The organism is Pseudomonadota bacterium (genome assembly GCA_013285445.1).
Taxonomy (GTDB): domain Bacteria; phylum Pseudomonadota; class Gammaproteobacteria; order Xanthomonadales; family Wenzhouxiangellaceae; genus Wenzhouxiangella.
Map to the genome: position 1 here is coordinate 2,127,963 of CP053448.1, position 23,227 is coordinate 2,151,189.

Genomic DNA, 23,227 nt, shown 5'->3' on the forward strand with positions numbered 1-23,227 from the left:
CTGATTTAGGTCAATCTTTTTTTGTGATCGGCGTCACATTTTTTATTGAGGCGGGCTAATGGGGTGATCCGGACCGGCCGACCAACCGGCCCGCAGCCTTGCAGCGGTCCCGGCCAGCCGTCCGGCGGCAATCGCCTCGCGCAGGTGACGCATCAGCCGCTGGTAATAAGCCAGGTTGTGCAGTGTGGCCAGGCGGTGTCCGAGGATCTCGTTGCAGCGATTGAGATGCCTGAGGTAGGCGCGCGAGTAGTGACGGCAGGTATAGCACTCGCATTCAGGGTCGATCGGGGCGGTGTCCAGACGATAGCGGGCATTGCGGATGCGGACGACACCGCGGCTGGTAAACAGATGACCGTTGCGCGCGTTGCGCGTCGGCAGTACGCAGTCGAACATATCGACGCCGTGCTCGACCGCAGTCAGCAAGTCTTCGGGGCGACCGACACCCATCAGGTAGCGCGGCCGATCGCCGGGCAGCAGCGGACAGGTGGCCTCGAGGATCCGTTCGCGCTCGGCCTCCGACTCGCCAACGCTCAGCCCGCCGATCGCGTAGCCGTCAAAGCCCAGTTCGACCAGGCCGTCGACGGAGCCTGCACGCAAGGCCGGAAACATCCCGCCCTGCACGATGCCAAACAGTGCCGCGGGACTGTCGGCGTGGGCGCGCAGCGAACGAGCGGCCCAGCGCAGCGAGCGCTCCATCGACTCGCGCGCCTGCGGTTCGCCGGCCGGATACGGCGTGCATTCGTCGAAGCACATGACAATATCGGCGCCGAGCGCGCGCTGCACGGCCATCGACTCTTCCGGGCCGAGAAACACGCGCGCGCCGTCGACCGGCGAGGCAAAGGTCACGCCGCGTTCATCAAGCTGGTTCAGCTCGGCCAGGCTGAACACCTGGAACCCGCCCGAATCAGTCAGGATCGGCCCCGCCCAGTGCATGAAATCGTGCAGGTCCCCGTGCGCCGCGATCACCTCGGTGCCCGGCCGCAGCATCAGGTGAAAGGTGTTGCCCAGAATGATTTCCGCGCCGATCTCGCGCAGTTCCTCCGGCGTCATGGCCTTGACCGTTCCATAGGTACCCACCGGCATGAACGCCGGCGTTTCGACGGTGCCGCGCTCGAAGATCAATCGCCCGCGACGCGCGGCACCATCGGTATTGGACAACTCGAATCTCACGCTTTACTCCGGTTTTCGGTCGCATCCGCGACGGTTCGACGGGTATCCCACCACACCGGCCAATTCCGATCCTCGCCCGTCGGGGACGCGGCCCCGACCGACGGCATTGCGGCGTAGGTCGCGGTCGCATCCGCGACGGTTCGACGGGTATCCCACCACACCGGCCAATTCCGATCCTCGCCCATCCGGGACGCGGCCCCGACCGACGACATTGCAGCCTAGGTCGCGGTCGCATCCGCGACGGTTCGAAGGATAGCCCACCACACCGGCCAATTCCGATCCTCGCCCGTCGGGGACGCGGCCCCGACCGACGGCATTGCGGCGTAGGTCGCGGTCGCATCCGCGACGGTTCGAAGGATAGCCCACCACACCGGCCAATTCCGATCCTCGCCCGTCGGGGACGCGGCCCCGACCGACGACCTCATTCAAGCAATGAACATCGCGTCCCCGTAGCTGAAAAACCGGTACTCCGCATCGATCGCGTGCCGATAGGCCGCCAGCACCCCTTCCCGTCCGGCAAATGCGCTGACCAGCATCAGCAGGGTCGATCCGGGCAGGTGGAAATTGGTGACCATCGCATCGACCACGCTGAATCGGTAGCCGGGGTAGATGAACAGTCGACTGTCGCCGGTAAACGGCCGCAGCTCCCCCTCGGCGGCGGCTGTTTCCAGCGCCCTGACGGCGGTCGTGCCAACCGCAATGACGCGGCCACCGCGGGCACGGGCTCGACCCACCTGTTCGACCAGCGCATCGTCGACCTGCAGCCATTCGGCGTGCATCCGGTGCTCGCGTGGATCCTCGACGCGCACCGGCTGAAAGGTGCCGGCGCCGACGTGCAGCGTACACCAGCCGCGGGCCACGCCCCGCGCGGCCAGGCGCTTCAGCAGCGGTTCGTCAAAATGGAGACCGGCCGTCGGAGCAGCAACCGCACCGGGGACCCGCGCGTAAACGGTCTGGTAGCGCTCGCTGTCGAGCGCCTCGTCAGCCCGATCGATATAAGGCGGCAGCGGCATGTGGCCGGCCCGTTCAAGCAGCCCCGCCCAGCCCGGCGGCACCTCGACTGCCAGACGCCAGAAATCGTCGACGCGCCCGCGCACCTCGATCGGGGTGCTGTCCTCGGCCCGCAGCACGGTACCGACCGCCGGCTTGCGGTTGGCCCGCAGCTGTGCCAGGGCCTCGCCCGCCCCGACCACCCGCTCGAGCAGAATCTCCACCCGTCCGCCGCTGGGCTTGCGCGCGGCCAGCCGGGCCGGGATGACGCGCGTATCGTTGAACACCAGCAGATCGTCGGGCCCGAGCAACGCCGGCAGGTCGGCAAACTGCCGATCGTGCCAGCGACCGCTGGCGCGCTCCAGGTGCAGCAGGCGACTGGCCGATCGCTTGGGCAGCGGGTACTGGGCAATCAGGCGCTCGGGCAGATCGAACTGGAAGTCGGAGACCTTCATGAACGGGAATCGATGCGAAAACGGCGCAATTGTACGTTGTTGCCGCGGGGGTTTCCGATTTTCACGGTTTGCCCTTACCCTTGTCGCATGAACACTCAGGGCACGTTCGAACCCGGGCAGTTTCGCGATCGCTTCCGCATTCCGCGGGGGACCGGCGGTGAGCCATCCATTTACCTGGTGGGCAATTCGCTCGGCGCCCAGCCGGTCGAAGCGGTCGACGCAGTCAACGCCGAGCTCGAACGCTGGGCGCGCCAGGGCGTTGCCGGTCATTTCGACGGGCCACTGGCCTGGACCGGCCAGGAGCGGATGCTGGCCGAATCGCTGGCCGAACTGGTCGGCGCGCACACCGACGAGGTGGCAATCATGGGCACGCTGACGGCCAATCTCCACCAGCTCATGCTCAGCTTCTATCGCCCGCAGGGCGCGCGTCGCCGGCTGGTCATCGAAAAGGGCGCGTTTCCGTCCGACCGCCACGCCGCCGCCTCCCAGGTGTCCCTGCACGGCCTCGACCCTGAACACGATCTGGTCGAACTGGCCCCGCGCCGCGACGGCCTCCATCACGAGGAGGATCTCGAAGACTACCTGGAGCGCTACGGCGAGCAGGTCGCCCTGGTGCTCTGGCCGGGCGTGCAGTACGCCACCGGGCAGGTCTTCGACCTGGCGCGCATCGCCCGCGCGGCGCGCCGGGCCGGCGCGGCGGTCGGCTTCGACCTGGCCCACGCCGTGGGCAACGTCGAGCTGGCCCTTCACGATGTCGGCCCGGACTTCGCTGCCTGGTGTCACTACAAGTACGTCAACGCCGGCCCGGGCGCCATCGCCGGAATCTTTGTCCACCGTCGCCACGCCGAATTCGCCCGACCGCGCATCACCGGCTGGTGGGGACACAATGAAAAGACCCGCTTTCGCATGCGGCCTGAGTTCGACCCGATACCCGGCGCCCCGGGATGGCAGCTTTCGAATCTGCCGATCCTCTCGGCGGTGACCCTGCGCCCGGCGCTGGCCCTGTTTGCCGAGGCCGGCGGCATGCCGGCGCTGCGGCGCGCCAGCCTGGTGCTGACCGGGCAGCTGGCCGGGCTGATCGAACAGCGCCTGGGCGAGTGGATCGAGATCGTCACGCCGCGCGAGCCGCATCGTCACGGCTGCCAGCTGTCGCTCAAGGTCCGCGCCGGCCGCGAGCAGGGCCGGCGGCTGTTCGAGCGACTCGAGGCGCACGGGGTGGTGTGCGACTGGCGCCAGCCCGATATCATGCGCGCCGCGCCCGTTCCGCTCTACAATACGCCCGATGATATCGGCCGTTTTGTTGAACTTGTCGAACGTCTGATGCCCGCTTGATGACTCACCCACGCCTGACCATTGCCCTGCTGGCCATCGCCCTGTCGCTGGCGCTGGCCGCGATGGCGGTAGTGACCGACGTCGGACAGACTGCCGGCATCGCCCTGGTCGCCAGCCTGCAACAGCTGCTCGCGCAGCATTTCTGGGCCACGCTGTTCATCTACGTCGCGACCATGGCCGTCGTGCTGAGCCTGACGCTGCCGCTGGCCACCCTGATGACGGTAACCGCCGGGTTCCTGTTCGGCGTCGGCCTTGGCGGTCTGGCCGCGCTGAGCGGCATGACCCTGGCGGCCATCCTGACCTTTGGCGCCATACGCGCCCTGGGCGTGCAGCCCGACGCCGAGACTATTCGCAGCGCGCGCATGCGCGCCCTGTACGAGCTGCTCGACCGAAACGTCTTGTTCTATGTCGTCCTGCTGCGCGTGGTGCCGGCCGCGCCCTGCTTCACCGTCAATGCCGGCGCCGCCCTGACCCAGATCGATTTCGGGCGCTACGCGATTGCCTCGACCATTGGCCTGGTGCCGGCCTCGTTTGTCTATGCCGGAATCGGCGCCGGGCTCAACGATCTGGTCGACGCCCGCGGCGTTCTCGGGCCGGAGCTGCTGCTCGAACCGACCATTGCCCTGCCCCTGCTCGGGATGGCCTCCCTGGTCGGCCTGACCTGGCTGCTCAGGCGCCGCCTGCCCGGCCTGCGGCCGGAATCCTGAATACGATCTGATCGGCGTCTTCGTGCCAAGGCGCACCGAAGTGTCGCCGGAACGCCGCCACGCAGGGACCGGTATCCGGCAGCTCGCGCGAATAGTCGAAGGCCAGGCGACGATGGAACACGACAAAGCGGTCGACCGGCGACGGTGATGCAAGCAGCTCGGACAGGAAAACGAATCGATCAAGCCGAATCCGCCCGGACCAGTCCGGATGGATCTCGCCGTAGGTCCAGTCGGTGCACAGGCCGCTGATCATGCCGATCCGCACCGGCATCTGGTGGAACCGCTGGTACTGCGAAATGGGCGTGTGGTGGGTTTCAAAATGCCAGGCTGCCTCGACGATTTCCCAGTCGCCGGGCTCGGCCGCCATCCGGCGGTAGGCTTCAGGCACCGCCAGATCGCCCATGACCGACCTGAATATGCTGCGCTCGAAGTCGTAGTCCACCTGATAGCGCACCGAGTTGGTGAACGAATTGACACCACTGTAGGTCGCCGGCAGCGGGCCGGCCAGGTACAGACCGGCCAGGCAGGCCAGACCGCCAAGCGCGCCGATCCCGGGCAGCGGCAGGCGCGCACGCAGGGCACGCAGCAGCGCGACCAGGCCGACGGCCAGGCAGGCCAGAACCAGCGGCACCGAAATGGCCGTATAGCGGACAAGAACCAGGGCGTTCTGGACCCATTCCGGGCCGATCAGCCCAATGGCCACTGCCGCTGCCAGCGTCAGCCACAGCCAGTAGAGCATGAACAGCCGGTCGCGCCGCCACAACAGCCAGGCGCCGAGCAGCACCGGCACGGTCAGCAGACCAGCGACCCAGGGGCTGCCGGTGCCCAGCACCATTTCCCAGGATCGCGCCAGCGTGCCGGAGGTAATCGAGTGTTTGCCGGCCTTGACCAGGATCGAGTGCGGATCGGTCAGCAGCGGCGGCAGGATCAGCACACAGCAGGCCAGGGTCGTGGCGCCGCCGAGCAGCACCACCCGGCCCAGTTGCCGGGCGCTGCCGTGCCGGTACCAGTGGTGCAGCGAAGCGATCCCGAACCAGCTCAGCGCCGCGCCGGTGTAAAGCGCGGTGAGCGGATGCAGCCAGGCCGCCAGCACCGCACAGCCGAAAAACGCCAGCGCACGGCCGCGGCCGCCATGCCGCCACAACCGCCACAGCACGAGCATGGCAATCACGCCAAGCAGCACGATCAGCGCATAGGGGCGCACATAGCGGGCAAAGTGAATCAGCAGCGGCGACAGCGCGATCAGCGCCCCGAGGGTCAGACGTTCACCGGCATCGAGCCAGCGCCGCAACAGCACGGGCACGACCATCAGGGTCGCCAGGCCCGCGGCCATCGGCAGCGCCCGCAGCCGCCATTCGGTCAGACCGACGGTCTCGGCCAGAAAGCGAAACAGCAGGGTCAGCGGTATACAGTAGTCGGCGTGTCCGAACGACAGAAAAATCCGCTCGTAGCCGGCATTCATCAGTCGGTGCAGCGCGTGCCATTCGTCGTCGATGAGCAGCTGCAGATCAAGCTGCCAGAAGCGCAGCCAGATGCCGGCGGCCAGGACCAGCAGCCAGCCAGCCAGAGCCCGGTGGCCGACACTGTTCGGCACGGCAGTGCCGTTCACGGAACGAGCAGGCGGGGGCGGAACAGCCGCAGACGGGCGCCGAGGTACTGCAGCGACACGCCGACCACGCCCAGGCCATAGACCAGGCTGCGCCGGATGTTGATCGACGAGGCCGCCTCGAAATAGTGCGCCGGACAGGTCACTTCGCCAATGCGGTAGCCTCTGATCAGCACCTGGGCAAGCACCTGGTTGTCAAAGATGAAGTCGTCGGAGTTCCGCTCCAGGTCCAGGCTGCGCAGCACCGCGGCCGAGTAGGCCCGATAGCCGGTGTGATATTCCGACAGCTTGGCGCCGGTGCACAGGTTCTGAAACAGGGTCAGAATGCGGTTGGCCACGTACTTGTAGACCGGCATGCCGCCGCGAATGGCGCCACCGCCGAGAATGCGCGAGCCCAGCACAACCGGGAACAGCCCGCTGGCAACCAGTTCGGCCATGGCCGGAATCAGTTTCGGGCTGTACTGGTAGTCGGGATGCAGCATCACGACGATATCGGCCTCCAGCTCCAGCGCCTTGCGATAGCAGGTCTTCTGATTGCCGCCATAGCCGCGATTGCGCGCATGGGTATGCACATGGCGCAGCCCCATCGAGCGGGCCAGTTCACTGGTCTCATCCTCGCTGGCATCGTCGACCAGCACGATCTCGTCGACCATGTCAGCCGGGATCTCCTCGACCGTCTGACGCAGGGTCCTGACCGCGTTGTAGGCGGGCATGACGACCACGACTTTCTGTCCCCTGATCACGGCTGTTTGCCTCTTGTAAGGCAGTCGCCGGCCGCGATCGACCCGGCGCGGGCCGATCGCGGCCGGGCAGTCACTGGCAAGTCATCCGGGACGACAGCTTCTCGATATCGACCTCGGTCGAGAAGGTCTCGTTGAGCGGCGGCAGCGAGTCGAATTCGATGATCTCGGTGCCATGGCTTTCGTCGGCGAACACGCGCACGTAGCTGCCGACCTCCTCGATCGTGACCCCGGTTTCGCTACAGGTCGGACAGAAACCGCGCAGCTCGAGCACATTGAGGGTGTCATCCAGCGGGCTGCCACCCGACTGCGGCGTGGTGATCACCCAGCGTCCGGTGCCCGACTGGTCGAAGTAATAGCGCACCTGCGCCTGGGTGTCGGCGTTGACGATGACCGTCGTGCCGCCCTGGGCCAGGCCGGGCGCGAACCAGTGGCCGTTGTAGCTGACCGGGGCACCGTCGAGCTCGGGGCAGGATGTCGCCGCGCCGATGCCGAACCGCTCCGTTCCGTGCGCGCCGTTGAGGCGCCAGCTGACCATCATCTCTGTGGCGCTGCGCGGCGTCAGGCCGATGCGGCCAACCGTATCGATATTGTTGCGCGTGCCGATGCTGGTCGTGCGCAGCAGGTCAGCCGTCCACACCGAGGAGTCCGGTGCCAGTAGCGCGATCGCGTTGTAGAACATGGGCAGACCGTCTTCCTCGTAGCTGTACCACACCAGGAAGTTCAGCCCCCCGCTCTCCTGCCACTCGAAGCCCTGGTAGATCACACGGTCGGCCGGGTTCCACAGCCCCCGCTGCGGGCGCACCGGCGTCGTCTCGCTGATCAGCGGGCTGACTTCGACCAGCCGCTCCGTACCGGTACCGTTGCTCAGCACCACGTACCAGCGCCCGGGCGCGCCGGCGCCGGACAGGGCAAATCCGCCCTGCGAGCCGCTGCCGCTGTCGATCAGGGTACCGCCGGCGGGCGGTGTGTCGGGCACTGCCGTCACGACCGCTTCGAAATCCATCCGCCGCAGCTCGGCGCTGACGCCGGCATCGCCGATGATCTCGACATTGACCGAGTCCACGCCCGGCGGCACATCAAAGAACAGTCGGTCATGGGTCGTGTTCGGCGCCAGCGCCACGGCACGTGACTCGCCCGGGAACAGGACGGTGGTCTCGACCGGATGGTTCTGGTTGCGGCGAATGAATACCGGCAGCACGTCGCCGTCGCCGGGCAGGTCCGGACTGCTGCTGAACGCCAGCGCGCCGAGCCAGCGCTCACCGACCCGCATGGCCGGCTGATCCCAGTACATGTTCAGCGTCAGGTCGCCACCGGGATGGCGGCCCGGGCCGCTGACCACCAGGCTCGGGTCGTCGTCGAGCCCCGGCACGGCCAGCTCCAACACCACCTCGTCGCTGGATCCGCCACCGCTCGACTGCCAGTTCTGGACCACCACCCACCAGGTGCCGGCGGCGGGCAGCTTGATCAGGCACTGTTCGAGCGCATTGGAGCTGACCGACCGGCACAGCTCCTCGGCTTCCTCGGCCTGGCCATCGAGGTTGGCGTCATAGCCGACATAGAGATCGACGTCCGGCGCGCTGGACTGGACCGTTTCGGCCAGCAGCAGCAGGGTGTCTTCGGTTGTCTCGACCAGGAAGGTGCGCACGCCGCTGCCGCCGTTGTAGGGGTCGTCCGGCGAAACATCGGCACCGAGCTGAAACGTCTCGATGGCCGGGCGGATCAGCGCGCTGGTCAGAAACACCGACTCGGAAATGGGCGCGATATCCTCGAACTGGAGCGCTTCGCCGCCGCGACTCGACGCCGAGTTCATTTCGATCGAGGCAGGCAGCTCGCCCAGGCTGGTCACCACCCCGACCGGCAGGCGCTGGACGGTGAACGGTCCGGCGGTCGGCGTCAGCACCACCTCGGCCTCGCGCAGCACGCCGAGCGGCAGCCCGGTCACATCGACGTTGACGGTCAGGGTCTGCTGCTGACCGGTCGACAGGTCAAAACTGGTCGGTGAGACCTCGACCGGCAAGTCACCCTCCACCTCGACCGTCCATGAACCGGCGCCAAGCGCCTTGACGGTGCGCGTGAACTGGCAGCCGCCGGCACAGACCTCGTTGAACATGCCCGGCAGATTGAGCGCGGTCGGGTCGCCGCCGGTGGCCGGGTTGGCGCTGCCAAAGTCGGCATCCGTGATCGGCAGGTAGAGTCCGATCTCGGCGGCCCGATCAACCCGGATGCGACCGGCACCGCGATCGAGCATATTGGCCGGCTCGTCGTTGAAGGTCATCGGGCCGGACTCGGCGGTCGTCTCCAGCGCCGACTGCAGGATCGCCGGCGTCCAGGCCGGATTGAGCGACTTCAGCAGCGCTGCCGCGCCGGCCACGTGCGGGCTGGCCATCGAGGTGCCGCTGAGAATGCCGATCGAATTCTGGTCCGGCACGAAACCGCCGATGATCGACTGACCAGGCGCGGCCACGTTGGGTTTCATCACGCCGGGGGCATTGGCGCCGGGGCCGCGCGAGCTGAACGAGGACACCACATCCTCCCAGTCGCGATTGAGAATCGCGGCCTGCCCGGCCTCGAGCCGGGCGATCGGGCTGGCCTGCCCGCGAATCGACTCCAGCGCCTCCAGGCCCTGGTTGAGATCCATCATTGCCGCCGGGATGGTCGTGCCCTCCAGGCCACCCATAGTAATCGGCGGTCCGGACACGTTGTTGAAGACCAGAACCGCCAGGGCCCCGGCCGCTGCGGCGTTGTTGACCTTGGTCTCGAAGGTGCAATCGCCGCGCTGAATGAAGGCAATCGACCCGCTCATCGAGCCGGTATCGAAGCCGCTGCAGCCCAGCAGATCGTCACCGGCCTCGTCGGCGGCCACTACCGGGCCTTCGATCGTGGTGTCGCTGGCCGGACCGGTTCCCGGCTCGACCAGGATATTGAACACGCTGCCGACGCGGGCCTTCTGACCGATCCGCCGGCGGTGGGTCGAGCTGGCCACTCCCATCGCCCAGGGCATGTTGGCCGGGCTGGTGATGGTGCCCGATGCCGGACCGGAATTGCCGGCCGAGCTCACGAAAAAGATGCCGGCGTTGCGCACGTTGCGGAACACCTGCCCGCTGGACCAGGGATCGGTCGCGCCGCCCCCGATCGAGTAGTTGATGATGTCGACCCCGTCGGTCACCGCCTGCTCCAGCGCCTGATTGAGCGCGCTGCCCGTGCAGCGGCCGTTGAGATCGGGATTGCTCGGGTGCTGGTCGAAACAGGCCTTGTAGGAGACGATGTTTGCCCGCCGGGCGACGCCGGCAGTATTGAACACCTTGTTCGGGATGTTCTGCAGGGAAAACTGCCAGGCGTTGCCCGCGGCAATCGAGGCGACGTGACTGCCGTGGCCCTCGCCGTCGGGGTCCTTGCCGTTGGTTCCTTCATCGGCAAAATTCCACACCCCGATCAGCTTGTCGTTGCACGGCACCTGCGGCTTGGAGCACTCGCCGAGCTGTGTTCCGAACGGGTTGGTGAAGTCGTAGCCGCCGGTAAAGGACAGACTGTCGGAGAAGTAGCGATGCGTCCAGTTGACGCCGCTGTCGATCACGCCGATGACCACGCCCTCGCCGAAGGTCCAGCCGGCGCCCGAGCCGTTCCACAGCGGCAGCACGCCGATCAGCGCCGGCCCCTCGTCGAGCTCCAGGCGGTAGACCGGATCGGGCCGCACCGACTTCACGCCGGGCAGCCCGGCCAGGCGCGCGGCTTCCGACTCGCTCAAGGAGGCGGCAAATCCGTTCATCACGTGCCGATAGACCGCATGCGGCTCGATGGCGCGCCCGAGCGCGCCACCCGCGGCGGCCAGCACGTCGCTGCGCTCGCGGTCAAGCACCTCGACGTAGCGCTGCACGGCCGGGGCGCTGGCGTCGAAGCGGGCAGCGCCGGTCACCTCCGGCGCGGTCGCGGCCAGCGGCTTGCGTCCGCCCTCGGCCGCGCGCAGCAGCGCCTCACCACGAAAGGACAGGCTCGGTTCGGCTTCCAGCTCCACGATCCACTGCCCCGGCACCGTCTCCGGCTGCCGGGCGTTGGCGATCGATACCGCAACCAGACCGGCCATCATGGTGACGGCGAGGAATTTCAGCAGTCCGCTACTCCAGTTCATCATTGACTTCCTTGCATTTCATTGAATTCTTTGCCCGCAGCGCGGCCGACAGGCCGGATCAGCCCGAGACCGGCGTGCGCATCGTGACCAGCTCTTCAGCGCTGGTCGGGTGAATGCCGACCGTGCGGTCGAAATCCGACTTGCGCAGTCCGGCGCGCACCGCCACCGCAAAGCCCTGCAGGATCTCGGGGGCGTCCGGGCCGACGAGGTGACATCCGACCACCCGATCGCTGCCGCCGTCGACGACCAGCTTGAGCACGCCCTGTTCCCGGCGCCCGCTCAAAGTATATTTCATCGGCGTAAACCGTGACCGAAAAATGTGAACATCCTCAAGCTGTTCGCGGGCCTGCTGCTCAGTCAGGCCAACGCTGCCGACCGGCGGCTGGCTGAACACCGCCGCCGGGACGTTGGCGTGATCGAGCGGCCGGTCCATGCCGCCGAACTGGGTGTCGGCAAAGGCATGGCCCTCCATCAGCGCCACCGGCGTGAGGTTGATACGGTCGGTCACGTCACCAACGGCGAAGATGCTGTCCACACTGGTGCGGCTGTAGTCGTCGACCTCGATCCGATTGCCCGGGCCGGTGTGCACGCCGGCCTCCTCCAGGCCGAGATCCCAGGTGTAGGGCTGGCGACCGGTGGCGAACATGACGCAGTCGAACTGCGCCCGGCGGTCGTCGGAAAAGGTCACGGCAATGGCATTGCCGTCGCGCTCGAGCCGGGCCGGCGCGCAGTGATACCGGATATCCACGCCGCGTCCACGCATGCCGGCCTCGACGGCCTGGCGGATGTCGTCGTCGAAGCCGCGCAGGATCAGATCGCGCCGGTAGGCCAGCGTCACCTGACTGCCCAGGCCGTTGAAGATGCCGGCAAACTCCACCGCGATATAGCCTGCTCCGGCAATCAGCACCCGCTTGGGCAGGCGTTCCAGATGGAAGGCCTCATCCGAGGTGATGCCCAGCTCGTGGCCCGGGATGTCAGGCACCCAGGGGCGTCCGCCGGTGGCAATCAGGATCCTCTCGGCACTGATTCGGTGCTGGCCCACCTCAACCGTATGGGCATCGACCAGTCGCCCGCGACCCTCGTGCAGCGCCACGCCGGCGCCCTCGAGCAGGCGAAGATAGACGCCGTTGAGACGATCGATCTCGCGGTCCTTGGCGGCGATCAGTTCCGGCCAGGAAAACCGCGGCGGATCGAGCGTCCAGCCGTAGCCGGCGGCGTCGGCAAAGGACTCAGAGAACTGCGAGGCATAGACCAGCAGCTTTTTCGGCACGCAGCCGCGAACGACACAGGTCCCGCCGACGCGTGACTCCTCGCAGATCGCGACGCGTGCGCCGTGGCCGGCGGCAATGCGCGCGGCCCGCACGCCGCCGGAGCCGGCGCCGATGACGAACAAATCCACATCGTAACCGCTCATCTCCGGCACCCCGCGACGACGCGGCCATCGATCCCGCTTTGTTTCATGTTTCAATCACTCTGATATTTGACTCAGGTCATGCCCCCCGCACGCAGCGGGTTAGAATACTACCGCAGTCTTCAACACCACCGGTCACGACACGCCAGCCCCGATGAGTCAGCCCGCCGTCGATTCGCCGCAGCATCGCCTGCTGCACGCGTTCATGCTCGCCGAATACGCCGTCATCGTCGACGGGCGCGAAGGCATTGTGCGCGTCAGCCGCTCTCACCGCTGGCTCGACCGGGCCCTGGGCGGGCAACCCTGGGCGATCGTGACCGCCTGCAACCCCGCCGGGCGGCGCCTGCCGCCGGCCGACAACACCGTTCGCCATCGCCAGCTGACCGACCTGGCGCGGGCGCTCGGCCCCTGCCACCGGGCCTGCAACCGCGATCCGGCCGGTGACTGGCCGGACGAACCGGGCGTGCTGCTGGCTCGGATCAGAATCGAACCCGTCGACGCGCTGGCCCGACGCTTTGAACAGGCCGCCGTGGTCACGGGCCGCGCTGGGCAGCCTGCCTGCCTGAGACTGTACGGCGACGGCTGGCCGGATGCCCTGCCCGCCTGCGTCGAGTCGGCCGACTGATGCGCATGCTGATCGACGCGCGCCAGGCCGTGTTTCAGCGGGCCGGCGTCAACGTCTTCGCCCCGGTCGACATCGAGCTGGCCGGCGGCAGCATGCTGGTCGTGCGCGGACCCAATGGCTCGGGCAAGACCACCTTGCTGCGCCTGCTTGCCGGCATTCTGCGCCCCGCTTCGGGCCGGGTCACCCGGCATGCCACGGTGGCCTTTCTCGGTCACCTGGCGGCCCTGAAGGGCGATCTGAGCTGTCGCGAGAATCTCGATTTCCGTCGCCGCTTCTTCGCCAGCCAGGGCGGCCTGGACAACGACGGAGCCCTGTCGCGCGTCGGTCTGGCCGGACTCGGACTGCGGCCGGCGCGGAGCCTGTCGGCCGGCCAGAAGCGGCGCCTGGCGCTGGCCGGCCTGCTGGTCGCGCCGCGCGCCATCTGGCTGCTCGACGAGCCCTACGCCAGCCTTGACGACGCCGGCTGCGCGCTGGTCGACCAGCTGCTCGGCGAACACCTCGGCCGTGACGGCGCAGCCGTTCTGTCCACCCACCAGCGCCAGCCGCGCGTCAGCGCCGGGTCGGCGGAACTGAGACTCGAGCCCGGAGCGCCGGCAACATGATTCGCACGCCCGTCCTGGCCCTGATCCGGCGAGATCTGCGCCTGGCGATTCGCCACGGCGGCGAGTCGCTGATGCCGCTGATCTTCCTGTTCGCCGTCATCATCCTGATTCCGCTTGGCGTCGGCCCCGGTCCCAATCTGCTGGCGCGCATCGCGCCGGGCATGATCTGGGTCGCGGCACTGCTGGCCAGCCTGCTGGCGCTCGAACATCTGTTTCGCCCTGACCTCGAGGACGGCACGCTCGAGCAGTGGTGGACCGGCGACTGTCCGCCCGGTGCGCTGGTCGGGGCGCGCCTGTTCAGCCACTGGCTGATCACCGGGCTGCCGGTGATCGTATTTGCGCCGCTGGCCGCGCAGATGCTCTATTTGCCAAACCAGGCGCTGCCGGTGCTGATCGCCAGCCTGCTCATCGGCACGCCCATCCTCAGCCTGGTCGGCGGCCTGGCCGCGGCCCTGACCCTGGCGACGAACCGCGGCAGCGTGCTGCTGTCCATTCTGGTGTTTCCAATGGTGGTTCCAGTGCTGATTTTTGCCACGGGTGCAGTCGCGGCTGCGGCCGGGGGCGCATCGGCCCGCGCCCACCTCGGACTGCTCGGCGCCGTGCTGATTCTTGCCGCCACCCTGGCGCCGCTGGCGACCACCGCCGCATTGAGGCTCAATATCGAATGATCCATCAGCGCATCAAGGTCGGCTTTCACCGCATGGGTTCGCCGCCCACCTTCTATCGTATCGGCCAACGACTGGCGCCGTGGCTGTGGGCCGGCTTCGCGCTGTGCGCCGCCATTGGCGTCTACCAGGCCCTCTACGTGGTACCGCCGGACTACCAGCAGGGCGACAGCTACCGCATCCTGTTCATTCACGTGCCCGCGGCCTGGCAGGCCATGGCCGGCTACATCATCATGGCGGTGCTGGCCTTTGTCGCGCTGGTCTGGCGCATTCGCGCGGCCGAAATCCTCGCCATGGCAGCGGCACCGATCGGTGCGGCCCTGACCGCCGTGTGCCTGGCCACCGGCTCGCTGTGGGGCAAACCCATGTGGGGCACCTGGTGGGCCTGGGACGCCCGTCTGACCTCGATGCTGGTGCTGCTGTTCATCTATCTCGGCATCATGGGGCTGTATGCCGCCTTCGACGATCGGCGCAAGGGCGCGCGCGTGGCCAGCATCCTGGTGCTGGTCGGACTGGTCAACATTCCCCTCATCCACTTTTCGGTAGAGTGGTGGACGACTTTGCACCAGGGCTCGACCATCCGCCTGCTCGGCGAGTCCAGCATGCACCCGAGCATGCTGCCGCCGCTGGTCTGGATGACGGTGGCGGTCAAGCTGATGTTCGGCGCCGCGCTGCTCGACCGGGCCCGCAACGACCTGCTCGACCAGGACCGCCGCAAGGCCTGGGTGCGCAGCCTGACCGGAGAACGACCATGATTCCCGAACTCGATTACGCCTTCTACGTCTGGACCAGCTACGGCGTGTTTGCCGTAACCATGCTCTGGCAGTTTGTCCAGCCACGCCTGCGTCACCGCCGGCTGCTGGCCGAGCTGCACGAAGAACGGGCCCTCACCGACGGCTATGCCCATGACACCAACGCGTAAGAAACGCCTGATCCTGGTCTCGCTGATCGTCCTCGGCGTCTCGGCCGCCGCCGCGGTGGCCTTCTACGCCCTCAACGACAACGTGCGCTTTTTCGTCAGTCCGACCGATGTCCATGCCGGCATCGCGCCGCCCGAGCGCCAGATTCGCCTCGGCGGCCTGGTCGCCGCCGGCTCGGTGTCGCGGGATCCGGACAGCCTGGCGGTGAGCTTCGTCGTCACCGACGGCGTCCATGACGTGCCGGTCAGCTTCAACGGCATCCTGCCCGACCTGTTTCGGGAAGGTCAGGGCGTCATCGCCCACGGCCATCTCGATGAGTCCGGTCATTTCCGGGCCCACGAGGTACTGGCACGCCACGACGAAACCTACATGCCGCCGGAGGTGATGCGTTCGCTCGAGGCGGCCGGTCACCCACCGGAGGCCTCGAAGCCATGATCGGAGAATTTGGACAGCTGGCGCTGATTCTGGCGCTGATCCTGGCGGTGCTGCTGGCCACGCTGCCGATGATCGGCAGCCTGCGCGGCCACCAGGCCCTGATGCGCCTGGCACCGTCACTGACCATCGGTCACTTCGTGTTCCTGGCCGCCGCCTTCCTTGCCCTGGCCATCGCCTTTCTGCGCCACGACTTCACCGTGACCTACGTGGCCATGCACTCCAACCTCCTGCTGCCCTGGTACTACCGGCTGACCGCGGTCTGGGGCAGTCATGAAGGCTCGCTGCTGCTGTGGATGCTGCTGTTCGGTGGCTGGATGCTGGCCGTCGCCGCGTTCTCGCGCTCGCTGCCGCGCGAGTTCACCGCGCGGGTCCTGGCCGTGATGGGCCTGATCTCGGTCGGCTTTCTGCTCTTCGTCCTGCTCACCTCCAATCCCTTCGAGCGCGTCCTGCCCGGGCCGATCGACGGCCGCGACCTCAATCCGCTGCTCCAGGACCCGGGCATGATCTTCCACCCGCCGCTGCTCTACATGGGCTATGTCGGATTTGCCGTGGCCTTCGCCTTTGCCATCGCCGGGCTGATCGGGGGCAAGGTCGAACGCGACTGGGTGCGCTGGTCGCGCCCCTGGACCCTGGCCGCCTGGGCTTTTCTGACCTTCGGCATCGCGCTGGGCTCGTGGTGGGCCTACTACGAGCTGGGCTGGGGCGGATGGTGGTTCTGGGATCCGGTCGAGAACGCCTCGTTCATTCCCTGGCTGATCGGCACCGCCCTGATTCACTCCCAGGCGGTGACCGAGAAACGCGGCGCGTTTCCGGCCTGGACCGTGCTGCTGTCGATCACCGCCTTTTCGATGTCGCTGCTCGGCACTTTCCTGGTCCGCTCCGGCGTGCTCACCTCGGTGCACGCCTTCGCCAACGATCCAGAGCGCGGCCTGTTCATCCTGGTTTTCATGGCGCTGGTCACCGGCGGCGCGCTGGTGCTGTACGCCCTGCGCGCGCCGCGCATCATGACCGGCGAGGGCTTCGACTGGGTCAGCCGCGAATCAGCGCTGCTGCTCAACAACGTCTTTTTTACGGTCTCGGCGGCGATGGTGCTGCTCGGCACCCTGTACCCGCTGATCATCGATTTCATGGGCTGGGGCCAGATCTCGGTCGGCCCGCCCTATTTCGGTGCCATGTTCGTGCTGCTGATGACCCCGGTGGTGCTGCTGCTGCCGCTCGGGCCGTTCACCCGCTGGAAACGCGATACGCTGAGCCGTGCCGCCCGCCCGCTGGCGCTGTCCGCGGTGCTGGCGGTCGTGGCCGGCCTGGCGGTCTGCGCCTGGCTGGGCGCCTGGAACCTGCGCGCCGTGAGCGGCTGGATCGGCGGGCTGTGGCTGATCGGCGGCGCGCTGGCCTGGGCGCTGGGCACGGCCCGGGCCGGTCGCTTTGGCCTGGCCCGGCACCAGTGGGGCATGATGCTGGCGCATGCCGGAGTGGGCGTATTCTTGATCGGCGTGGCGATGGTCGAATCGACCACCTTCGAGCGCGACGTGCGCATCGCGCCGGGTGAAAGCGTTTCGGCCGCCGGATACCGCTTCGAGCTGCTCGAGGTCGCGCCCGTCAAGGGCCCCAACTGGCGTGCCGACGAAGGCCGTTTCGTGATCTGGCGCGGCGATCGCGAGATCGCGCGCATGCAGGCGCAGAAACGCCGCTATTTCCGGGGCGGCCAGGTCATGACCCAGGTTGCCCTCAGGCCCGGACTGCTGCGCGATCTCTACATTGCCCTGGGCGAGCCGCTCGGTGACGGCGGCGCCTGGAGCGTGCGCCTGCACGTCAAACCCTTCGTGCGCTGGATCTGGGGCGGTGCCGTGCTGATCGGCCTGGGCGGCCTGGTCTCGGCCAGCGATCGTCGCTACCGCCAGCGCCGCCGCGCCGAGCGCCCGGCCGCAGCCGAACGTGCCGAGGTGCCGGCATGATCCGGCTGCTGCTGCCGCTGCTGGTCTTTCTCGGGCTGCTCGGGCTGCTCATCGCCGGCCTGCAGACCAGCGAGGAACGCAAGCTGGTGCAGTCGCCGCTGGTCGGCAAGCCGGTACCGGACTTCCGCCTGCCCGACCTGCACGACCCGGAACGCCACCACAGCCGCGACGATCTGCTCGGCCGACCCTGGATCCTCAATGTCTGGGGCAGCTGGTGCTGGGCCTGCCGGGTCGAGCACCCCTTCGTCGAGCGACTCGGGCGCGAAGCGCCGATTGCGCTGGTCGGATTCAACTGGAAAGACGAGCGCCGGGATGCGCTGGAGTGGATCGAGCGCTACGGCGACGCCTGGGACATGCATCTGGTCGACTACGAGGGCCGTGCGGCCATCGACCTCGGCGTCTATGGCGCCCCGGAAACCTTCCTGATCGATCACCGCGGCATCATCCGGCACAAGCACATCGGCCCGATCGACGCGACCGTGTTCGACGACCTGATGCGCCGGGCCATGCAGCTGGATGCGGAGGCGGAGTCATGAAAAAAAGCGTTCAGCGTTCAGGGTTCAGCATTCAGGGCTGGCTGCGGCTGAAGCTGGCGCCACTTCTCGCTTTGTCGCTTGCGGCCGGGGCCTTCGCCTCCGCGATCGAGCCCTACGAGTTCGAAACCGAAACCCAGCGTGACCGCTTCCGTTCGCTGGTCGAGGAGCTGCGCTGCACGGTGTGCCAGAACCAGTCGCTGGCCGACTCCGACGCGCCGCTGGCGCAGGACCTGCGCCAGGAAGTCCTGCGCCTGCTCGAAGACAACCGCAGCGATCAGGAGATCCGTGATTTCATGGTCCAGCGCTACGGTGATTTCGTTCTTTATCGTCCGCCGGTGGCCGGGCATACGCTGCTGCTGTGGGGCGGGCCGCTGGTGCTCCTGCTCGTCGGCCTGATCGCCGCGGCCATGATCATACGGCGCAGGAGGCAGGTGCTGTGAGCGATCCGGTTTTTGTCGCGGTGCTGCTGGCGGCCTGCCTGGCCGCTGCGGCCTTCGCCGTGATCCCATTGCTGCGCCAGCGCGGCGGCGGCGCCCTGATCGTGGCAATCGCGCTGGCGATACCGCTGGCCACTATCGTGCTCTACCGGCTGGTCGGCACGCCCGCGGCGATCGACCCGGATACCGGCCAGATCGGCGATATCCGCGCCAGCCTGGTCGACCTGTCGGGTGATGCCCTGCGCGAACCCGACAACGCCGAGCACTGGGCGCGACTGGGCCTGGCCTACAAGTCGCTGGAGGAGTTTGATTCGGCCGAGCATGCCTTCCGCCGCGCGCTGTTCCTCGAAGAGCACAACGATTTTCTACAGGTCGAGCTGTCCGAAACCCTGCTTTACGCCTCGGGTCAGCCGCGCCTGCCCGACGAGGCCCGATCGCTGCTCATCGACGCCGTGACCACCAACCCCGCCAACCAGAAGGGCCTGTGGCTGCTCGGCATTGATGCGCTCGGTCGCGACGACAACGACAGCGCCGTCGTCTGGCTCGAGCAGCTGCTGTCGGTGCTGCCGGAACAGGCCGAAGTCCGCGCCAGCGTCGGCGAGTACCTGGCCCGCGCCCGGGCCGGCCGCGGCAACCCGATGCCGGACAACGCATCGGCGGACGAGGCGCTGCTGACCGTCAACGTATCGCTGGCCGATGAGCTGGCCGGACAGGTCGATTCCATGACGGCGCTGTATGTCTTCATCCGGCCCGCCGGCCAGCCCGCGGCCCCGCCGCTGGCGGTCAGGCGCCTGGCGCCCGACGCGTTGCCGGCCAGCGTGGCCATTCGTGCCAGCGATACCATGACCGCCGGTGACCGGCTCGTCGACGGAACCCGGGTCGACGTCACCGCACGGCTGTCGCTGTCCGGCGATGCACGCCCGGCCGTCGGCGACATTCAGGGCCAGACCCGGTCGGTTGAACTGGGGCCGGCCGCCACCACAGAGGTCACCATCCGTGAACGACTGGACTGACCGGCACAGGCGACGGACCATGAAGCGGCTGAATCTGCCCGGCCTTGCACTGCTGCTGGCCTTCGCCGGCACTGCCGCAGTGGCTGACGATGACTCCGGTTCTGCCAATGCCTCAGCGCTCACCCCGGACCATTCGATCTGGATCGTCGAATACGAAAACGACATCTTTACCGGCGCCGACCGCTACTACACCAGCGGCGTGCGGCTGTCGCGCATCGGCGCGATCAAGGCACCGCCAGCGCTGCTTGACCGGATTGCGCAGCGCTTTCCTGAATTCAGCGATATTGAGAATATTCCCTGGTCGCTGTCGATCAGCCACAACATCTACACGCCGGCCGACATCACCGCACCCGAGTTTCCGCCCGACGATCGCCCCTATGCGGCCTGGCTGAACCTGCGCTTCTCCACCGGCCTGCCGCGCGAGAACGGTGCTGACCGGCTGCACGTCGGCCTGGGCGTGGTCGGGCCGGCCGCCCTCGGCGAGACCATCCAGAAGAACGTGCACCGCTGGGTCGACGGCGAAAAGCCGGTCGGCTGGGAGCGCCAGCTGCGCAACGAGCCGACGCTGGAACTGGGATACGACCGGCTGCGCCGGCTGATGCGCACGCCCCTGGGCGACCGCCTTGCATTCGACAGCTCGGCCTTCGGCGGCATCCAGCTCGGCAACGCCTACACCCACTTAAGCGCCGGCGGCTTCGCGCGAATCGGCACCCGCCTGGAAAGCGACTTCGGGCCGCCGCGCATTACCCCGGCGGTGTCGGGCTCCGGTTACTTCGAGCCGGAACCAGGCATCACGTCCTGGTATCTCTATGCCGGCGTCGAGGGCCGCCGCGTCTTTCGCGACCTGTTCATCGAGGGCAACACGTTCGGCGGTGTCGACGGGGTCAGCCGCAAGCGTCATGTCGGTGAGCTGTTCGCCGGCGCGGTGCTGACCCGCGGCATGTTCAGGCTGGCCTACACCCACGTCTGGCGGACGCGGGAATTCGTCGGCCAGCTCGAGGGCCAAAGCTACGGTGCGCTGTCGTTGTCGGTGTGGTGGTAGCCGGTGGCAGGCGCTGACTCGAGAATGGGACGGGGGCGTCCGTACAGAAAACCCTGGATATAGTCGATCCCCATCTCCCGGCACATCTCGGCGGTCTGCTCGTCCTCGACACCCTCGATCAGCGTGTGGATGCCCATATCGGCAATCATCCGGTTGAGCTCGGCGAGCAGGCGGTAGCGCGGCGATTGGCGGTTGACCATGTCGCGAACCAGGCTCATATCGAACTTCAGAAAGTCCGGCGGCACCTCGACCAGCTCCAGCAGCCTGGCCTGTCCGGCGCCGAAATCGTCATAGGCCAGGCGAATGTCCATGTCCGCCAGTTCCTGCTTGACCTCGGCCATCGCCCCCAGGTCCGTCACCGCGGCCTCGTGCACCTCGAAGACCAGTTTGAGTCGCGGATGGCGCTTGCGCAGCTCACTGAGCTCGTCGATCAACTCCACCATGTCCTCGCACTCGACCGGGTGATTATTGAAAAACAGCGGCTGGTCAAGGCCGGCCTGATCGGCCTGGGCAAAGCAGCAGCGTCGCAGCATGCGGCTCAGGCGCACTTCGGTATTGAGCGTGGCGGCCAGGGCAAACAGCTGGCCCGGGCCCTGGTCGAGCTGGGGATGGGCGCTGCGCCCGAGCAGCTCGAGCGCAAAGGGCTCGCCTCGCGCGGTCACGATCGGCTGGCAGTAGCCGGTCACCCACTTGTTTTCCAGCAGCTCGAAAAACGCCGGCATGTGCAGCGGAAAATCCTGCGGCAGCCGGGTCATGCCGACGATCGTCTGCTCGCCGGTTGCCCTGCGCCCGCTCTGCTCGTCGACCTGTTCGACCATCAGCCTGAATTCGTGGTCGGCCAGATGAACGACGTCCCCGACCGACAGCGAGGTCACGCCGGCAATCGGCTGGTGATTGACGAAGGTGCCGTTGGTGCTTCCGAGATCCTCGACGGTCAGCAGCGTCCCGTCAAAATGAAAGCGCGCGTGCATGCGCGAGATACGATCGACGGCGAGCTGAATGGTGCAGTCCGGGTGCCGACCCACCGTCACCGGAAACCGGTCCAGGTTCAGGTGGCGCGGCAGGTGCGAATCCTTGCCCGAACTCTCCAGGTAAAAGCGCTGGATCATCGAGACGTCTCATTTGCCCCGCGCCAGTATCCGGGCTATTCAGCCGCCATGCAAGTGGCTGTGCCGGGTTGGTGCCCGAGCGCAACGACTTCGGCTGCGAACCGCATTGGGTTTGACAATCATTCGCATTCGTGTCATCATGTGCCCCATGTACGTTTGCGTCTGCAATGCCGTCACCGAGCGCGCCATCCAGAGGCTGGTCGCGGACGGTTACACGACCCTCAACGAAATCCAGGCGCTGACCGGCTGTTCAGGTTCCTGCGGCGCCTGCCGTGACCACGCCGAAGCCGTCATCGCCCGTTCGGCGGCCGCCAGTGCTGCCCCTCCACGCCATCTGCCGGTGATCCACGCCTTGCCCCAACCCGCCTGAGGCACCGTCAATCACGCCGCCAGCGTGACATGATTCACCAGGCTTGCGTATGCTATGGGTCGGATATCCGATCAAAGGCCATGCGTATGAAAGGCGACCGCAAGATCATCGAGCACCTCAATCTCGCCCTGAAAGCCGAATTGACGGCGATCAACCAGTATTTTCTGCACTCGCGAATGTTTGGCGACTGGGGGCTGCAGAGGCTCGCCAGCAAGGAATACGAGGAATCCATCGAGGAAATGAAGCACGCCGATGCACTGATCCAGCGCATCCTGTTTCTCGAAGGCCTGCCCAACCTGCAGGATCTTGGGCGGCTGCACATCGGCGAGAGCCCGATCGAATGCCTGCAGGGTGACCTGGAACTGGAACAGGAAGCCGTGCCGATGTACCGCGAGGCCGTCGCCGGCGCCGAATCAGCCGGCGACTACGTCAGCCGCAGCCTGTTCCAGTCCATTCTAGACGACGAAGAAGAACACATCGACTGGCTGGAAACGCAGTTCGGCCTGATCGAACGCATCGGCAAAGAACGCTACCTGCAGTCGCAGATGACCAAAGACGAGTAGGTCGCTCGATCCTGGTGGCACCGGATTCGTCGTCGATTCGCCCGTGGCGGTGGCCGAATTCGTAGGTCGCGGTCGCATCCGCGACGGTCGGGATATCCGAGCCCCCGGCACCAAGGGTCGCGCGGGTTGCCCGGATGGTCGATGGATGTCCCGCCACGCGTGCCGATCCCCCACCTCGTCCGTCGGGGACGCGGCCCCGACCTACGCGCCGGGTTCGCGTTCGGACCATTCCTCCGGGCGGGCGCCGGATTCGTCGTCGATTCCCCCGTGGCGGTGGCCGAATTCGTAGGTCGCGGTCGCATCCGCGACGGACGAGCTATCCGAGCCCCCGTCACCAAGGGTCGCGCGGGTTGCCCGGATGGTCGGTGGGTGCCCCGCCACGCGTGCCGATCCCCCACCTCGTCCGTCGGGGACG

22 protein-coding genes are annotated in these 23,227 nt (G+C 67.2%); 15 read left to right on the plus strand and 7 right to left on the minus strand.

Going from position 1 to position 23,227, the window contains the following annotated elements; genetic code table 11:
* Positions 1–42: 42 nt before the first annotated feature.
* Positions 43–1,170, minus strand: coding sequence for a tRNA guanosine(34) transglycosylase Tgt (gene tgt / locus HND55_09590; protein QKK02873.1), 1,128 nt, complete (start codon positions 1,168–1,170; stop codon positions 43–45).
* A gap of 425 nt (positions 1,171–1,595) precedes the next feature.
* Entirely contained in the window at positions 1,596–2,615 is a 1,020-nt protein-coding gene (queA, locus tag HND55_09595) for a tRNA preQ1(34) S-adenosylmethionine ribosyltransferase-isomerase QueA (protein ID QKK02874.1), read from the minus strand.
* Positions 2,616–2,702: 87 nt separating this feature from the next.
* Here queA and kynU point away from each other — a divergent pair, with 87 nt between their 5' ends.
* Complete coding sequence (kynU, locus tag HND55_09600; protein ID QKK02875.1) at positions 2,703–3,947, plus strand: kynureninase; 1,245 nt, start codon at positions 2,703–2,705, stop codon at positions 3,945–3,947.
* The gene (locus HND55_09605; protein ID QKK02876.1) at positions 3,947–4,654 is read left to right on the plus strand and encodes a VTT domain-containing protein; all 708 of its coding nucleotides are present in this window, start codon (positions 3,947–3,949) and stop codon (positions 4,652–4,654) included. Before kynU ends, HND55_09605 begins: the two co-directional genes overlap by 1 nt.
* Here the strand turns inward: HND55_09605 and HND55_09610 are convergent.
* The 4 genes from HND55_09610 to gor form a co-directional block, all read right to left on the minus strand.
* Positions 4,617–6,248, minus strand: a complete 1,632-nt coding sequence (locus HND55_09610; GenBank protein ID QKK02877.1) for a hypothetical protein — start codon at positions 6,246–6,248, stop codon at positions 4,617–4,619. The two genes, HND55_09605 and HND55_09610, sit on opposite strands and share 38 nt — an antisense overlap.
* A gap of 11 nt (positions 6,249–6,259) precedes the next feature.
* Positions 6,260–7,003 (minus strand): glycosyltransferase family 2 protein, encoded by a 744-nt coding sequence (locus HND55_09615; GenBank protein QKK02878.1) that lies wholly within the window; start codon positions 7,001–7,003, stop codon positions 6,260–6,262.
* A gap of 70 nt (positions 7,004–7,073) precedes the next feature.
* The gene (locus tag HND55_09620; protein ID QKK02879.1) at positions 7,074–11,132 is read right to left on the minus strand and encodes a S8 family serine peptidase; all 4,059 of its coding nucleotides are present in this window, start codon (positions 11,130–11,132) and stop codon (positions 7,074–7,076) included.
* A gap of 55 nt (positions 11,133–11,187) precedes the next feature.
* Positions 11,188–12,543 (minus strand): glutathione-disulfide reductase, encoded by a 1,356-nt coding sequence (gene gor / locus HND55_09625; protein ID QKK02880.1) that lies wholly within the window; start codon positions 12,541–12,543, stop codon positions 11,188–11,190.
* A 151-nt stretch (positions 12,544–12,694) separates the two neighbouring features.
* On the opposite strand from gor, the gene HND55_09630 reads away from it, so the two are divergent.
* Genes HND55_09630 through HND55_09680 form a run of 11 tightly spaced genes read left to right on the plus strand, consistent with a single transcriptional unit; the run spans position 12,695 to position 20,770 of the window.
* Positions 12,695–13,165: a DUF3293 domain-containing protein gene (locus HND55_09630; protein ID QKK02881.1), complete on the plus strand. Its 471-nt coding sequence runs from the start codon at positions 12,695–12,697 to the stop codon at positions 13,163–13,165.
* Entirely contained in the window at positions 13,165–13,767 is a 603-nt protein-coding gene (gene ccmA / locus HND55_09635) for a heme ABC exporter ATP-binding protein CcmA (GenBank protein ID QKK02882.1), read from the plus strand. The genes HND55_09630 and ccmA overlap by 1 nt, the downstream gene beginning before the upstream one ends.
* Entirely contained in the window at positions 13,764–14,435 is a 672-nt protein-coding gene (gene ccmB, locus HND55_09640; protein ID QKK02883.1) for a heme exporter protein CcmB, read from the plus strand. Before ccmA ends, ccmB begins: the two co-directional genes overlap by 4 nt.
* Complete coding sequence (locus HND55_09645) at positions 14,432–15,187, plus strand: heme ABC transporter permease (protein QKK02884.1); 756 nt, start codon at positions 14,432–14,434, stop codon at positions 15,185–15,187. The genes ccmB and HND55_09645 overlap by 4 nt, the downstream gene beginning before the upstream one ends.
* A complete protein-coding gene (ccmD, locus tag HND55_09650; GenBank protein ID QKK02885.1) occupies positions 15,184–15,354 on the plus strand; it encodes a heme exporter protein CcmD in 171 nt (56 codons plus the stop codon). The genes HND55_09645 and ccmD overlap by 4 nt, the downstream gene beginning before the upstream one ends.
* Positions 15,338–15,787, plus strand: a complete 450-nt coding sequence (ccmE, locus tag HND55_09655; GenBank protein ID QKK02886.1) for a cytochrome c maturation protein CcmE — start codon at positions 15,338–15,340, stop codon at positions 15,785–15,787. The genes ccmD and ccmE overlap by 17 nt, the downstream gene beginning before the upstream one ends.
* Entirely contained in the window at positions 15,784–17,742 is a 1,959-nt protein-coding gene (locus HND55_09660; protein ID QKK02887.1) for a heme lyase CcmF/NrfE family subunit, read from the plus strand. Before ccmE ends, HND55_09660 begins: the two co-directional genes overlap by 4 nt.
* The gene (locus tag HND55_09665) at positions 17,739–18,278 is read left to right on the plus strand and encodes a DsbE family thiol:disulfide interchange protein (GenBank protein QKK02888.1); all 540 of its coding nucleotides are present in this window, start codon (positions 17,739–17,741) and stop codon (positions 18,276–18,278) included. The genes HND55_09660 and HND55_09665 overlap by 4 nt, the downstream gene beginning before the upstream one ends.
* Positions 18,275–18,718, plus strand: a complete 444-nt coding sequence (locus tag HND55_09670; protein ID QKK02889.1) for a cytochrome c-type biogenesis protein CcmH — start codon at positions 18,275–18,277, stop codon at positions 18,716–18,718. Before HND55_09665 ends, HND55_09670 begins: the two co-directional genes overlap by 4 nt.
* Complete coding sequence (locus tag HND55_09675; protein QKK02890.1) at positions 18,715–19,728, plus strand: hypothetical protein; 1,014 nt, start codon at positions 18,715–18,717, stop codon at positions 19,726–19,728. The genes HND55_09670 and HND55_09675 overlap by 4 nt, the downstream gene beginning before the upstream one ends.
* 19 nt (positions 19,729–19,747) lie before the next feature.
* Positions 19,748–20,770, plus strand: a complete 1,023-nt coding sequence (locus HND55_09680; protein ID QKK02891.1) for a lipid A deacylase LpxR family protein — start codon at positions 19,748–19,750, stop codon at positions 20,768–20,770.
* Here HND55_09680 and HND55_09685 read toward each other — a convergent pair.
* Positions 20,737–21,879 (minus strand): EAL domain-containing protein, encoded by a 1,143-nt coding sequence (locus tag HND55_09685; GenBank protein QKK02892.1) that lies wholly within the window; start codon positions 21,877–21,879, stop codon positions 20,737–20,739. The two genes, HND55_09680 and HND55_09685, sit on opposite strands and share 34 nt — an antisense overlap.
* A gap of 148 nt (positions 21,880–22,027) precedes the next feature.
* Here HND55_09685 and HND55_09690 point away from each other — a divergent pair, with 148 nt between their 5' ends.
* Positions 22,028–22,249: a (2Fe-2S)-binding protein gene (locus HND55_09690; GenBank protein QKK02893.1), complete on the plus strand. Its 222-nt coding sequence runs from the start codon at positions 22,028–22,030 to the stop codon at positions 22,247–22,249.
* An 86-nt stretch (positions 22,250–22,335) separates the two neighbouring features.
* A complete protein-coding gene (gene bfr / locus HND55_09695; protein ID QKK04065.1) occupies positions 22,336–22,812 on the plus strand; it encodes a bacterioferritin in 477 nt (158 codons plus the stop codon).
* The last annotated feature ends 415 nt before the right edge of the window (positions 22,813–23,227 follow it).

What these genes read in the sequence shown, in the direction of transcription:
- queA (QKK02874.1), bottom strand. Translation starts at nt 2,615, where the DNA reads ATGAAGGTCTCCGACTTCCAGTTCGATCTGCCCGAGCGCCTGATTGCC.
- kynU (QKK02875.1), top strand. Translation starts at nt 2,703, where the DNA reads ATGAACACTCAGGGCACGTTCGAACCCGGGCAGTTTCGCGATCGCTTC.
- HND55_09605 (QKK02876.1), top strand. Translation starts at nt 3,947, where the DNA reads ATGACTCACCCACGCCTGACCATTGCCCTGCTGGCCATCGCCCTGTCG.
- HND55_09620 (QKK02879.1), bottom strand. Translation starts at nt 11,132, where the DNA reads ATGATGAACTGGAGTAGCGGACTGCTGAAATTCCTCGCCGTCACCATG.
- gor (QKK02880.1), bottom strand. Translation starts at nt 12,543, where the DNA reads ATGAGCGGTTACGATGTGGATTTGTTCGTCATCGGCGCCGGCTCCGGC.
- HND55_09630 (QKK02881.1), top strand. Translation starts at nt 12,695, where the DNA reads ATGAGTCAGCCCGCCGTCGATTCGCCGCAGCATCGCCTGCTGCACGCG.
- ccmA (QKK02882.1), top strand. Translation starts at nt 13,165, where the DNA reads ATGCGCATGCTGATCGACGCGCGCCAGGCCGTGTTTCAGCGGGCCGGC.
- ccmB (QKK02883.1), top strand. Translation starts at nt 13,764, where the DNA reads ATGATTCGCACGCCCGTCCTGGCCCTGATCCGGCGAGATCTGCGCCTG.
- HND55_09645 (QKK02884.1), top strand. Translation starts at nt 14,432, where the DNA reads ATGATCCATCAGCGCATCAAGGTCGGCTTTCACCGCATGGGTTCGCCG.
- ccmD (QKK02885.1), top strand. Translation starts at nt 15,184, where the DNA reads ATGATTCCCGAACTCGATTACGCCTTCTACGTCTGGACCAGCTACGGC.
- ccmE (QKK02886.1), top strand. Translation starts at nt 15,338, where the DNA reads ATGACACCAACGCGTAAGAAACGCCTGATCCTGGTCTCGCTGATCGTC.
- HND55_09660 (QKK02887.1), top strand. Translation starts at nt 15,784, where the DNA reads ATGATCGGAGAATTTGGACAGCTGGCGCTGATTCTGGCGCTGATCCTG.
- HND55_09665 (QKK02888.1), top strand. Translation starts at nt 17,739, where the DNA reads ATGATCCGGCTGCTGCTGCCGCTGCTGGTCTTTCTCGGGCTGCTCGGG.
- HND55_09670 (QKK02889.1), top strand. Translation starts at nt 18,275, where the DNA reads ATGAAAAAAAGCGTTCAGCGTTCAGGGTTCAGCATTCAGGGCTGGCTG.
- HND55_09680 (QKK02891.1), top strand. Translation starts at nt 19,748, where the DNA reads ATGAAGCGGCTGAATCTGCCCGGCCTTGCACTGCTGCTGGCCTTCGCC.
- HND55_09685 (QKK02892.1), bottom strand. Translation starts at nt 21,879, where the DNA reads ATGATCCAGCGCTTTTACCTGGAGAGTTCGGGCAAGGATTCGCACCTG.
- HND55_09690 (QKK02893.1), top strand. Translation starts at nt 22,028, where the DNA reads ATGTACGTTTGCGTCTGCAATGCCGTCACCGAGCGCGCCATCCAGAGG.
- bfr (QKK04065.1), top strand. Translation starts at nt 22,336, where the DNA reads ATGAAAGGCGACCGCAAGATCATCGAGCACCTCAATCTCGCCCTGAAA.